Source organism: Streptomyces inhibens (assembly GCF_003389455.1).
Lineage (GTDB): Bacteria > Actinomycetota > Actinomycetes > Streptomycetales > Streptomycetaceae > Streptomyces > Streptomyces inhibens.
The window spans coordinates 21,567-34,738 of the sequence record NZ_QUAC01000248.1 but is presented as its reverse complement, the minus strand read 5'-3'; the positions used below and the strand labels follow the sequence as shown (position 1 = coordinate 34,738).

Genomic DNA, 13,172 nt, shown 5'->3' with positions numbered 1-13,172 from the left:
GGGCAACTGGCTTGCTGTGCAATATCACGTAGGGCTGGCCGCAATGCGCCTACCAGGAGACCAAGTTCGGCAGGTACGACTGCCCACCCGGGCCATCCCTCCGGCGGTGCCGCGGTCCGCACCGCACCGCGCAGCGAGAAGCGAACCGTTGCACCGCGGCAGGCGCGTTCCGTCTTGAGCCTGTGGCGGCCAGTCCCCGAAGTGCCCGCTTCTCGGGGCACTCTCCCTCAGTCACGTCGAGGAGCGGATCAATGAAGTGCTCCGCCCCGCCTAGAGGCCCTGACACAACGGAGTGATCATGTCCCTGGCTCGTGAACGGCACTGCACATTCCGGCGCCAGTCATCGCCGGCGCACCGTGGCGACGTCGTGCTTGGCCGCACGCGCTCGGAGAAGGCACAGGGCACGCCCGGCGCAGCGGCACACACCGGCCGATCGATGCCGGTGACGTCACCGGGGTCCGCGTCCGGCGGCGTGCATCAGGTGCGGACCCCGCCAGGCTGACGTAAAGGACGAACCTGCCCCGGTTGGACCGGTCTTCCCACCCTGGGCTGGGGCCGACACTCCGGGCCGTGGCCGACACCCCGGGCCTGCCTCCGTGAGGTGCCGGTCCGGCGCAGCGGCGCTCAGACGAGTGCTCCACGTTCGCGAAATCCTTCAAGGAGTCTGCATGACCTGGAAACCACGCCGTCACACCTGCCATCTCACTGTCCTGGCACTGCTCTTGGGCACATTGTTCGGTCTGACCTCCCTCGAACCCGCGCATGCCGCGCCCTCGACCACGATCACTGTGGACGGCACCAAGCCGGGTCGCACCTTCGACGGCATCGGCGCGATATCCGNACTGTGGACGGCACCAAGCCGGGTCGCACCTTCGACGGCATCGGCGCGATATCCGGCGGCGGCGGGAATGCGCGGCTGCTGGTCGACTACCCCAAGGCGCAGCGCAGGCAGATCCTGGACTACCTGTTCAAGCCGGGGTATGGGGCGGCCCTGCAGATGCTCAAGATCGAGATCGGTGGCGACACCAACTACACCGACGGCGCCGAAGCCAGCCACATGCACACGCGGAGCACCGTCGACTGCAACCAGGGCTACGAGTGGTGGATGGCCAAGGAGGCCAAGAAGCGCAACCCCAACATCAAGCTGTACGGGCTTTCCTGGGGCGCTCCGGGCTGGATCGGCAACGGGAACTTCTGGTCCCAGGACATGATCGACTACCTGATGTCGTGGATGGACTGCGCGAAGCGGCACAACCTGACCATCGACTACATGGGCGGCTGGAACGAGCGCGGCTACAACGTGCAGTGGTACGCGAAACTCAAGCAGACTCTGAAGGCCAAGGGGTATGCGACCAAGGTCGTCGCGGCGGACGAGTTCAACTGGTCCGTGGCCGACCACATGGCCACGGACCCCGTGCTCAAGTCCGCGGTCGACATCGTCGGCGCTCACTACCCCTGCGGCTACATGGGCGACTACAAGGCGTGCAACAGCACGGACACCGCGAAAGCGCTGGGCAAGCCGCTGTGGTCGAGCGAGGGCGGCACGCTGCCCACAGATGAAGGCGCGGCATCAGTCGCGCGTGCCCTGAACCGGGACTACATCGACGGGAAGATGACCGGGTATCTCAACTGGCCGGTCATCGCCGCGCTGTATCCGAACCTGTTCTTCTCCAAGGCCGGGATGTCCGTTGCGAACCAGCCGTGGTCCGGTGCCTATGCGAACCAGCCGTGGTCCGGTGCCTACCACATCGGCAAGACGACGTGGGTGACCGCGCACACCACGCAGTTCACCCGGCCCGGCTGGCGCTACATCGACTCCGCGAGCGGATACCTGGGCGGCAACCGCGACAACGGCAGCTACGTCTCGCTCAAGTCCACGAATGAATCCGACTACACCACCGTCATCGAGACCATGGATGCCGCTGAGGCGCAGACCGCGACGTTCACCGTCACCGGCGGCCTGTCCACCGGCCACGTCCGCGTCTGGGCCACGAACTTGAAGTCGGGCCGGTCCAGCGACTGGTTCGTGCGCCGGCCGGATGTGACGCCGTCCAACGGCTCGTACACCCTGACATTGCAGCCCGGCTACCTCTACACCGTCACGACCACCGCCACAGGGGGTAAGGGAACGGCGGCCTCCCCGCAGCGGGCGGCGCTGAAGCTGCCGTACGCGGATACCTTCGATGTCCCCGCCACCACCACGTCTCCGAAGCACTTCTCCGACATGAACGGCGCCTTCCAGACCGTCAGTTGTGGCGGCGGCCGCAGCGGCACCTGTCTTCGCCAGATGGCCCCCCAGACCCCGATTCGCTGGACGGACGAGCCCCACAACAGCCCGTACACGATCATGGGAGACGGTTCCTGGGGCAACTACACGGTATCCGTCGACACGATGCTGAAGAAGTCCGGCAGCGTCGAGGTCCTGGGCCGGGTCAACCGGCAGGCCAAGAACAACAATGGTCTGAACGCCTATCACCTGCGGGTGAGCAACACCGGCGCGTGGTCGATCCTCAAGAGCGACACCTCTTGGAACTTCACCACGCTGGCCGCCGGTACCACGAGCGCGCTCGGCACGAACCGGTGGCACACCATCGCCCTCACCATGCAGGACACGAAGCTGACCGCGAAGATCGACGGCGCCGCCGTCGGCAGCGCCACTGACGCCAGCTTCACCAACGGTCAGGCCGGCCTGGGGGTCATGGGCTACGAGACCCATCAGTTCGACAACTTCGCCCTCACGCCAGGCACAGGGTCTGCGGACCATGTCGGCGCCGTGCCCTCGGGGCTGTCCGGCATGTGCCTCGGCACCGAGGGCGGTTCGGACGCCGACGGCACCCCTGTGCAGATCTGGGACTGCGACGGAACCGGCGCCCAGGTCTGGACATGGGTCAACGGCGAACTCACCCACAAGGGCAAGTGCATGGATGTCAGTGGCGCGGGCACGGCCGGCGGCACCAAGGTGGCCCTGTGGGAGTGCCACGGCGGTGCCAACCAGCAGTGGGTCCCGCAGTCGGACGGAACCCTCAAGGGCGCACAGTCCGGGCGCTGCCTGGACGTCCCGGGCGGGAACGCTTCGAATGGCACTCAACTGGTCATCTGGGATTGCAACGGCGGCGCGAACCAGAAGTGGACGCTGCCCTAGGGTCTGCCGTCAAAGTGATCTTGAGTTGTGGATCACGGGGTCGTGATACGCCGCCATGAACTGTCCGATGCCGAGTGGGATTTCGTGCAGTCGTTGCTGCCTGCGACTTCCCCGACGCCGTGGTGGTGGAGACGGTGTCCGTCGGTCGGCCGGGCCGGTGCCCCGCACGTCCGTGTCCCCGCCCGCCTGGTTCATCGTGCTGAGTCACGAACCCTTGTGCTCGTTTCTGTTCTACATAACACTCTCAATGCATCTCAATGCACAGAAGCGCGCACCACTGAACATGTTCGAACCTTGGGTGACGGCCGGTCGAGTCGAGGAGCAGACATGACGCAGTTCAGCCGACGTAGATTTCTGAGCGCGGCCACGGTGGGGGTCGCGTCCGTGGGTGTCGCCCTGGGCAGCGGCCGTACGACCCTCGCCCAGGCCGACAGCCCGCGGGGGCTGACCATCCGCGGGAACGAATTCCTGCTGGACGGCGAGCCGTTCCGGATCCTCTCGGGTGCCTTCCACTACTTCCGGACGCATCCCAAGGACTGGCGCGACCGGTTGCTGCGGATGCGGGCCATGGGCCTGAACACGGTGGAGACCTACGTCGCCTGGAACTTCCACCAACCGTACGAGGAGAAGGCCGACTTCACCGGATGGCGCGATGTCGCCGCCTTCGTACGGACCGCGGACGAGGTCGGGCTCAAGGTGATCGTGAGACCGGGGCCGTACATCTGCGCGGAATGGGACTTCGGCGGCCTGCCGGCCTGGCTCCTCAAGGACAAGGACGCGCCGCTGCGCCGCTCCGACCCCGCCTACGAGCGGGCGGTTGACGCCTGGTTCGCCGAACTGCTGCCCCGGTTCGTCGATCTGCAGGCCACGCGCGGCGGGCCCATCATCGCCATGCAGGTCGAGAACGAGTACGGCAGCTACGGCGACGACCATGCGCACCTGGAGCATCTGCGGGACACCATGCGGGCGCAGGGCGTGGACAGCCTGCTCTTCTGCTCCAACGGGGCGACCCAGGAAGCGCTGAAGAACGGCAGCCTTCCCGACCTCCTCTCCACCGTCAACTTCGCCGGCGACCCCACCGGACCCTTCGCGGAGCTGCGCACATTCCAGCCGGACAAGCCCCTGTTCTGCACGGAGTTCTGGGACGGCTGGTTCGACCACTGGGGAGAACCGCACCACACCACCGACCCGGCGCAGACCGCCGCCGACGTGGAGAAGCTCCTCGAAGCGGGAGCGTCAATCAACTTCTATATGGCGGTGGGCGGAACGAACTTCGGTTGGTCCGCGGGTGCCAACCTGAGCGGCAGCGCCTACCAGCCCACCGTCACCAGCTACGACTACGACTCCCCGATCAGCGAATCCGGCGAACTCACCGAGAAATTCCACAAGGTGCGTGACGTGCTGGCCAAGTACACCACCTTGCCGAGCACGCCCCTGCCGGCCACACCGCGCCGCATGCCGGCCCAGAGGGTCGCCGTCCGCGAGTCGGTGCCGTTGATGGACGCGCTCGACGCGCTGAGCACTCCGGTACGGCGTACCACTCCCGTCCACATGGAGGCGCTCGGCCAGTCGTACGGACTGATCCACTACCGCACTCGGGTGCGGGGGCCGCAGGGGACCATGGGCCTGAGGGTCACGGGCCTGGGCGACCGTGCGCTGGTGTTCGGCGACGGCAAGCGCATAGGCACCTTCGACCGTAACCAGCCGTACCACACCGTCGACTTCACCGTGGCCGGCGCGTCCAGCACCCTCGACCTCCTGGTCGATCCCACCGGGCGGGTCAACTTCGGCCAGGGACTCAACGACCCCAAGGGAATCAGCGGCAAGGTTCTCCTCGATGACGAGGAACTGAGCGACTGGGAGATCCGCCGACTGCCTCTCGACAACCTCGCGGCTCTGGAGTTCGGCAGCGGAGACACGCCGACCGGCCCCGCGTTCCACCGGGCCCGGCTCCATGTCGACACCCCCGCGGACGGCTTCCTCGCCTTTCCGGGCTGGGACAAGGGCATGGTGTGGCTCAACGGGTTCGCGCTCGGCCGGTACTGGTCCCTCGGGCCGCAGGTCACCCTGTACGCGCCGAGCAATCTGTGGCGGCGGGGGCGCAACGAGCTCGTCGTCCTGGAGATGGAGCGGACGGGGGACCGGATCGAGGTGCGGTCCGTGCCCGACATCGGTTAGGTTCTGCCTCTTTGCTCAGCGTGGGCACAGACGAGGACGACGGCCGGCGCGGCGGGGCGGGTCAGCCGGCCGCCGCCGTGCACAGCGAGTCCTTTGTGCTGTGGAGCGCGCGAGGAAGTCGTACAGGCTGCGCGCGTCGTCACTCGACATGTCAGTTCTGATGCTTACGGCATGACGCGTGGTGGCGATGCCGCTGGTGGAAACGGCCTGCTCCTTGCTCATGGAGAGCCTCCGTGATCTGACCCGTGCTCGGTGGCGAAGGCCGAGCCACGATGGCGACACCGGTGGCTATTGCGTCGAGATCGTCACCGTGTCCCGCCACGTCACCATCTGCGACTTCAAGGACCTCGACCGGCCCGCGTTCACCTTCACCCGGAATGCGGTCACCGCCTTCGTCCGCGCCACCGCGAGCAGTGAGTCCGGTACGCGCCGGTAGCGGAATCCGGTCTTCAACTGTTCTGTTCCGCTTCACTTTTGAAGTTCTGACAACTTCACGACGGCCCTCCTACGGTTGCCTCGCTTCAACGAGAAACGCCACTCCCCGCGCCTTCCATGGTTCTTTCTCGGAGGTCCGCTGTGTCCATGTTCTCCCGTATTCGACGGCCGCGCTGGTCCGTCTCGATCTTCGGTGTCGCCGCCGGCCTCGTGGCCGCCTCGCTCGGACTGTGGGGCGGCGCCCCCGGCGTCGCGCAGGCCGCGACGCTGCCGGCGCCCGACCACGTCGTGGTCGTGGTGTTCGAGAACCACGCCTACGAGCAGGTCATCGGCAGTTCGAGCGCTCCGTACCTGAACAACACGCTCAAGGCCGGTGGCGCGAACCTCACCAACTCCTTCGCACTGACCCACCCCAGCCAGCCCAACTACATGGACCTGTTCTCGGGCGCCACGCAGGGCGTCACCGACGACAGCTGCTACTCCCCGCAGTTCTCCGGCGCCGCCAACCTCGGCTCCGAGCTGATCGCCGCCGGCAAGACCTGGGGCAGCTACAACGAGGGCCTGCCCTCCGAGGGCTCCACGGTGTGCACCAACAGCGCCACCAAGTACGCCCGGAAGCACAACCCGTGGTTCGGATTCAACAACGTGCCGCTGAACACCGCCCACACGTTCAGCCAGTTCCCCACGAACTACAGCACGCTGCCAAAGGTCTCCTTCGTCGTGCCGAACCTGTGCAACGACATGCACGACTGCTCGATCACCACCGGCGACAACTGGCTGAAGAACAACCTCGACGCGTACGCCCAGTGGGCCAAGAACAACAACAGCCAGCTCATCGTCACCTTCGACGAGGACGACCGGTCCCACAACAACCACATCGCCACGGTGCTGTACGGAGCGCACGTCGCCCCGGGCAGCTCGTCCTCCGCGACGTACAACCACTACAACGTCCTCCGCACCGTCGAGGACCTGGCCGGCCTGACCACGCACGCCGGCAACGCCGCCTCCGCCTCTGACATCACCGGCATCTGGAACTGACACGCCGTGTACGTAGCAGACAGCCGTACCACCCCTGCTCCGGCCGACCCGGGTACCCGCCCGGGCGGCCGGGGCAGGGCCCTGCCGCACACCAAGGTCGCGACCGCGCTGCGGGCCGTGCCCCGGACCGTGTTCGTTCTCGGCACGGTCAGCCTCATCACCGACATCTCCTCCGAGATGGTCACCGCCGTCCTCCCGCTGTACCTGGTCGCCGCACTGGGCCTGTCCCCGCTGGGCTTCGGCCTGTTGGACGGTGTCTACAACGGCGTCAGCGCCCTGGTCCGGCTGGCCGGCAGCCATCTCGCCGACCGCGGTGGTCGGCACAAGGCCGCTGCCGCCGCGGGGTACGGGCTCTCCGCGCTGTGCAAACCGGCGCTGCTGCTGGTCCACAGCGTGCCGCTGATCAGTGTGGTGCTCGCCGCCGACCGCACGGGCAAGGGGCTGCGTACGGCACCGCGCGACGCGATGATCTCGCTGGCGTCCACGCCCCAGACGCAGGGGCGTTCGTTCGGTGTGCACCGTGCGATGGACACCGCCGGAGCCCTGCTGGGCCCGGTCACCGCCTTCGCCATCCTGCGGGTGACGGCCGGGGGCTACGACGCCGTGTTCACCGTGAGCTTCTGCGTCGCCGTGACGGGTGTGCTGGTCCTGCTGCTCTTCGTGCCGGGCCGCACCCCGACGGCCGGGACCTCGGCTCCCGCCGCGCGGGTCTCCCTGGCCGCGGCGGTCGGCCTGCTGCGCCGGGCCGAGCTGCGACGGCTGACCCTGTGCGCGCTGCTGCTGGGGCTGGCCACGGTCTCCGACTCCTTCGTCTACCTGCTGCTGCAGCGGCGCCTGGACCTGGGCCAGGAGTGGTTCCCGCTGCTGCCGATCGCCACGGCGGGCTCCTTCCTGCTGCTGGCCGTCCCTCTCGGACAGGCCGCCGACCGCTGGGGCCGGTGGCCGATCTTCCTGGCCGGGCACGTGGGCCTCCTGGTCGCGTACGGGCTGGTGCTGGCGCCGGTCCACACGCGGGTGTTGCCGGTGGTGGCTGTGGTGCTCGTGCTGCACGGCGCCTTCTACGCCGCGACCGACGGGGTGCTGATGGCGGCGGCCGCCGGGGTGACGCCGCCGGAGCTGCGCTCCAGCGGTCTGGCCCTCGTCCAGACCGGGCAGGCCGGGGCTCGCTTCGTCTGCTCCGTACTGTTCGGCGCGGCCTGGACGGCGTGGGGCGAGCGGACCGCGCTGTCCGCCGCCGCGGTGGCGCTGGCGGCGTGCGCGGGTATCTGCGCCCGGCTCCAGCCGCTGCGTACGACGACCGAGGTGGCTGCGACCGGGGAAGGCCCTGCGGACGCCTCCGCTGCGGCCGGACCACCCACGACCGACTCTGCCGACTCTGCGCCTACGACGGAGGCCGCTGAATGAACACCCGTACCCGCATCGTCGTCCTGCTCGTCGCCGTGCTCATACTCAGCGGCGTCGCCGTGGGCTCCGTGCTGCGGGCCGCCGACCAGGCGAGTCGCAAGGACCAGCAGCAGTCCACCGGTCCGCAGGTGACCGCAGGGCATGTGGCACTGGCCGGAGCAGCCTCGGTGCGACAGCCCCGGCTGGTCTTCCGCAGCACGCTGTGGGGCCCGCACCGCGACGAGGTGGTGTCCGTACCGGCCTCGGACCCCTCCGGCCCGCGTACCGCATCCGGCCTCCGCTGCCTGCGCTTCTACACCGCCGCCGGCACCGGCAGTTGTCTACGTGCGGTGCCCGGCGCGATGGCGGGCCACTACGAAGCCCTCGTGCTGGACTCCCGGCTGCGGGCACGCAGGCACGTCCCACTGGTCGGGAGCCCCACCCGGACCCGGGTCTCACCCAGCGGGCGGATGGTGGCGTGGACCGTGTTCGTCAGCGGAGAGTCGTACACCGGGCTCAACTTCTCCACCCGCACCTCGATCCTCGACACCCGCACCGGGAACCTCCAGCCCACCCTGGAGAACTACCGCGTAATCAAGGACGGGCAGCCGTACCGGAGCCCGGACATCAACTTCTGGGGGGTGACGTTCGCCGACGACGGGCACTTCTACGCCACGCTGGCCACGCGCGGGACCGCCTACCTGGTGCGCGGGGACATCGCCAAGCGCACGGTGACCGCCCTCCGGAGCAACGTCGAATGCCCGTCGCTCTCCCCGGACGGGACCCGGCTGGCGTTCAAGAAGCGTCTGCCGGGCCTTCCGGCGGACGCACCCTGGCGACTGCACGTGCTGGACCTGCGCAGCATGCGCGATCACCCGCTCGCCGAGCGGCGCAGCGCCGACGACCAGGCCGTCTGGCTGGACGACCACACCGTCGCCTACGCCCTGCCCGGAGACTTCGAGACCGACGCCTGGGCCGTCCCGGCCGACGGCACCGGCCACCCGCACCGCCTGATGCCCGCGGCCCAGGCCCCGTCCGCGGTCCGCTGACTTCCCGTCGCGGCCGGGTAAGGGGTGCAGAATCGGAACGGCTCGTGTGCGCCAGGGGACGGAGATCTTGGATCGAATCACGGTGTCGGCTCCTGGTGCTCGGTGGCTCCGGTATCGGGTCCCCGGGGCGCGTCAGCCCAACTCAGGGGCTGGGTGGTGCCGTTGATCCGCTGAAGAGGGCGGTGTCGTGCATCTGGATGCTGAGCACATGCGCACTGACTTTGATCCCGCTGCCATGTCCCGCAACGACTTCTACCGGCTGCTCACCGCCACCGTGGTGCCGCGTGCCCATCGCCTGGGTGTCCACCACCTCGGCGGACGGCACGCACAATCTCGCACCTGCGAAGTCCTGAGGAACGGGGTATCGGTGGATGGGACGTTGGCGCTGGTCAACAAGGTGGGGCAAGCTCAAGGTGCCGGCTGGCCGGTCGGCCTCCTGGTGCGCTGTCGGACGGAGAGTCGCCCATGTACGGGCGTACCTCTGCAACCATCCGTAGGCAAGGACTTCAAGCTGGCGCGCCCGACCTGATCGGGACCCTCGGCGCCCTCGGACGGCAGGACTCTGGCTGACATTGTCCGACAGGAGCCGCGGCGTGCCCGGGACGCCTGCGCCTGACGGCAGGCAGTCCCTGCAGCAGGAATCGGGACGAGAAGTGGACGGAAGCAGGATGGGAAAAAGACTCATCATTGCGGCGAAAGGGTGTGTGGCGTCGATGCGGCAGGTGCGGTGGATGCGGTGGATGCGGGCAAACGGCACGGTGTTGTTACCCGTCACAGCGCTGTTGGCCCTTTACCTGGGTGCCACTTGCGTGGTCGTGGCCCAGGCACAGCCGGCGGTCGCGAGCGGCTTCCTCCCGGGACCGGTGACGCCTCCGGCCCGTACGCCGGAGCCCGTCACACCCACGACCGCGAACATCAGGATCAGCGAGGGGCAGGTCGGCGAGGTCGGGCCCGGTGGGACCATCACCTACCCGAGCGTGACCAGCTGCCTGACGGTGACCGTCCGCCTCCAGGACGGCGGAAAAGTGGGCGCGCACGCCAGCTTGTTTCAGGTGCCGGGGGAGTACCGGTCGGATCGGATCCTCGCTGTGGTCAAGCAGCGAATCGGGGCGCGGGGCGTACGCGCGGTGGAGGTCAGGGGCGCCGTCGGTGCCTGGGATCCGAGCTACTTCACCAAGGCGATCGAGAGTTACGCGGAGGGCGAGCAGGTACCCGTACCCACTCAGCCCGACCCGGGCGGCCTGGCCAGGGTGGTGGCAGACGAACTCGGGGAGCCGCAGGGAAAGGTTACGGTCGAGGATCTGCCCGACGGCGACCAATCGGTGGGCTGAGCGGAGCCGTCCGTCGCGCGTAGGCGAGGCCGGACGCAGGTGTTTGCGGATGGTGTGAGCGGGTTCGTACACGGGTCAGCGTCGGGTGCCGAAGACCGCCTGGGGCATTAGGTCGTGAGGCGACGAGCCAGCCTTTCCGTGATCGCGCACCTCACCGTCCTGTGCGCTGACGAGGGGCGATGCGCCTACTGGAACACTGCGCTATCTGAGGTCATATTTGCCGCCGCACTTCGCCAGCGCGAGGAGGCAGCGGGCGACGCACGGTGATGGCGGGAGTGACCGCCGTCATCTCCGGGCGCCATCCGGGGGCGGAGTTGACTTCGCAGATGGTGGAGAAGTCTGCGGAGGAGAACAGGAGATCCACGCCGGCGATGGTAAGTCCCACAGCGCGGGCTGCCGCGACGGCCAGGGCCTCTGCCTGCGGATAGCGGCCCGGGCACGGTGTGGCGGAGCCGCCCTGGGCGAGGTTCGATGCGAGGGCGCCGTTGCGGGAGGTGCGCACCGCGGCGGCCACGGGTTCGCCGTCGATCATCGATCACGATCACGCGCAGGTCGCGGCCGTGCGAGCGGGCCACGTATACGCGGTGCGTCGAGGTGGCGGGTGCGTACGACGCCTTCCAGGGGAGCGGTGGCGTAGGAGAGCGTGTCAGGCACCGGCAGTCCGGCCAGGGGGCGTGGGCGTTGCTGAGCGGGTAGGCCCCTCGGGTCGGACCGCTCCGCTGCTGGACGTGGTGGAGAACCATGCTGCAGCTTGCTGACTTGAGCCGCCTGGGCGCCGCCGTTTTCCATGAGAACGCTCGGCTTCCACTGGCACCGGGTCTTCGCCCCCCCTTGCAGTCTCGGCGGGCTGACCCATTGCTGAGATATATGACGCTCCGTCAGATCACGTTGTGAGTCGAGTCCGTCGTCTGATCTGCAACGTGAGAGGGGGCACGAGGCGCCCGAGGAGTATCCGCCGGTGCGGGCGCGGCGCGCCACCGTCGAAGGGCCGGCCCACAAGGTGCTGATGCACCGCTCCGCCGCCGCGGATCTGCTGGTGATCGGAGCACAGCGCCGTGACGGCCCGCTCACCAAGGAGCCTCGCAACCTCCTCGATGCCGAGCGCCTCGCCCTGGCTCAAGCTCACCGCCTGCGTCACCAACACCGACCCCGGGCACCCGCTATGGCCGGCCCCTGCCCGTCAACCGCAACGACTGCAAGGCATGGGAAGAATCCGGCGTGAAAGCGGCGGTCGGAAACACCACCACCATCGCCGACGGAGATTACCCAGGAACCGGGCTCGTGATCCAGCACCGCAGACGCCCCGGCGAGTAGCTGGCCGCCTGGAAACAGGATCACAACATGTCCCATTTCCCGCAAACAGGTCCGCGCCCGAGTCGAACACACCCTGGCCCGTATGAAGACCTGGAAGATCCTCCGCGACTACCGCCTCAAGGCGATGGCGTCCACCACGCCGTGCTTGGCATCGCCGTCTCCACAACCTCACCATCGCCGGGTAAAGAGCGGTCGCCGACGACCAAGTCCCACCGGGTCAGAGTTCCATCACAGGCATCCTCCAAAAAAGGCGCGGACGGTTGAGAGGACGTCGGCATCGCTTTGCGTAGTGACGGGGGCCGGAAGGGGGGCGCTACTTGACACATTGGAAGCGGCTCCGCACACGATGCCTGATCATCAGCATCGGCCTGGGGCACAGAACGGAGCGGCAGGAGTATGTCAACGGACCACACCATGCAGGAGCCTGGCAAGGCGGCGGTAGTAGAGCGGTGGCGGCCACGGAGGTCGCTGTGGGCCCCCGTCCTGGTCAACCTGGTGCTCGGCGTGCCCGCGCTCGTCCCGTTGTACTGCGCCCAGTGGCTGCTCACCGAGTATCTGCCGATGGACTGCCGCAGTTCCGCAGATATTGCAGGGTCGACGAACTGCGACTACCACACGCTCGACCACGCCGGCCCGATGATGGTGGTCCTGGTGTTGACTGGCGCCTTCGTCCTGGCCCTGATGGTGGTGGTCAATATTGCGCTGCCGCTCGCACGCGGTCGCCGACTACGATCCTGGCTGGGCTCGGCCGCTCTGCTTCTCGTCCCGTACGCGGCGCTCTGGGCTCTATACCTGAGCGGCCTTGGGCTCTGACCCGATCAACCAGCACGCCTTGTAGCTCTGTCAGGTCACGGGACAGTCTTCAGCGATCAACCATGTTCCTCGCTTCCAGGCCGCTGCGTGATGAAGCGGTGACCTGGGTTGTTGTCCCCTCTGATCCAATCTTCCCGGTGGCAAGTCCTGCTGCTCCGTCGCCGAACAGCGCCTGCAGATGAAGTGGATCGGGATTCAAGCGCGGCCTTTGTGTGAACTGCTTGTTGGTAGACATGCGCTGACCGGGATTCGGCGCCTCATGGTGAGGCCAGGAAGAGTACTTGGGGGATCTCCAGCATGGCCTTGAACAAGGTCATTTCGGGTTTCGGGGCGACAGTTACGGCCGTCGGCCTAATGTTCGCCACGAGTCCGCCCGCAGCGGCAGAGGGCAAGTGGTGCAATAACTCGGTCTGGTAGCCCCACGATGGTGCACTCAGCACCAGCCTTCTCGAAGACCCCGCGTTTCGGCAGGGCCGCGGTTAGTGGCTT

At 67.8% G+C, this 13,172-nt stretch carries 11 protein-coding genes and 1 pseudogene; 10 read left to right on the top strand and 2 right to left on the bottom strand.

What is annotated here, in order from left to right:
• Window positions 1-841: 841 nt before the first annotated feature.
• The 8 genes from DY245_RS32540 to DY245_RS32505 form a co-directional block, all read left to right on the top strand.
• On the top strand, window positions 842-3,142 hold a 2,301-nt coding region (locus tag DY245_RS32540), incomplete at its 5' end, for a ricin-type beta-trefoil lectin domain protein (RefSeq protein WP_128510806.1).
• 327 nt (window positions 3,143-3,469) lie between these two features.
• Window positions 3,470-5,320, top strand: coding sequence for a glycoside hydrolase family 35 protein (locus tag DY245_RS32535; RefSeq protein ID WP_128510776.1), 1,851 nt, complete (start codon window positions 3,470-3,472; stop codon window positions 5,318-5,320).
• 187 nt (window positions 5,321-5,507) lie between these two features.
• Window positions 5,508-5,756, top strand: a complete 249-nt coding sequence (locus DY245_RS32530; protein WP_244943413.1) for a DUF397 domain-containing protein — start codon at window positions 5,508-5,510, stop codon at window positions 5,754-5,756.
• Window positions 5,757-5,902: 146 nt separating this feature from the next.
• Window positions 5,903-6,793 (top strand): alkaline phosphatase family protein, encoded by an 891-nt coding sequence (locus DY245_RS32525; RefSeq protein ID WP_128510775.1) that lies wholly within the window; start codon window positions 5,903-5,905, stop codon window positions 6,791-6,793.
• Window positions 6,794-6,799: 6 nt separating this feature from the next.
• A complete protein-coding gene (locus DY245_RS32520; RefSeq protein WP_128510774.1) occupies window positions 6,800-8,197 on the top strand; it encodes an MFS transporter in 1,398 nt (465 codons plus the stop codon).
• Window positions 8,194-9,225, top strand: a complete 1,032-nt coding sequence (locus DY245_RS32515; RefSeq protein ID WP_128510773.1) for a WD40 repeat domain-containing protein — start codon at window positions 8,194-8,196, stop codon at window positions 9,223-9,225. Before DY245_RS32520 ends, DY245_RS32515 begins: the two co-directional genes overlap by 4 nt.
• 187 nt (window positions 9,226-9,412) lie before the next feature.
• Window positions 9,413-9,754 (top strand): hypothetical protein, encoded by a 342-nt coding sequence (locus DY245_RS48505; protein WP_425329463.1) that lies wholly within the window; start codon window positions 9,413-9,415, stop codon window positions 9,752-9,754.
• A 280-nt stretch (window positions 9,755-10,034) separates the two neighbouring features.
• Window positions 10,035-10,556, top strand: coding sequence for a hypothetical protein (locus DY245_RS32505; RefSeq protein WP_244943411.1), 522 nt, complete (start codon window positions 10,035-10,037; stop codon window positions 10,554-10,556).
• Between the two features lie 211 nt (window positions 10,557-10,767).
• On the opposite strand, the gene DY245_RS47105 is transcribed toward DY245_RS32505, so the two are convergent.
• On the bottom strand, window positions 10,768-11,088 hold the full coding sequence (locus DY245_RS47105; RefSeq protein WP_244943410.1) for an ATP-grasp domain-containing protein: 321 nt from the start codon (window positions 11,086-11,088) through the stop codon (window positions 10,768-10,770).
• Window positions 11,089-11,720: 632 nt separating this feature from the next.
• Here DY245_RS47105 and DY245_RS32490 point away from each other — a divergent pair.
• Both DY245_RS32490 and DY245_RS32485 read left to right on the top strand, forming a co-directional pair.
• Window positions 11,721-12,055 (top strand): annotated as a pseudogene (locus DY245_RS32490) (transposase); the annotation flags it as partial.
• 229 nt (window positions 12,056-12,284) lie between these two features.
• Entirely contained in the window at window positions 12,285-12,683 is a 399-nt protein-coding gene (locus DY245_RS32485) for a hypothetical protein (protein WP_128510772.1), read from the top strand.
• 49 nt (window positions 12,684-12,732) lie between these two features.
• On the opposite strand, the gene DY245_RS32480 is transcribed toward DY245_RS32485, so the two are convergent.
• Entirely contained in the window at window positions 12,733-12,918 is a 186-nt protein-coding gene (locus tag DY245_RS32480) for a hypothetical protein (protein WP_128510771.1), read from the bottom strand.
• Window positions 12,919-13,172: the final 254 nt, after the last annotated feature.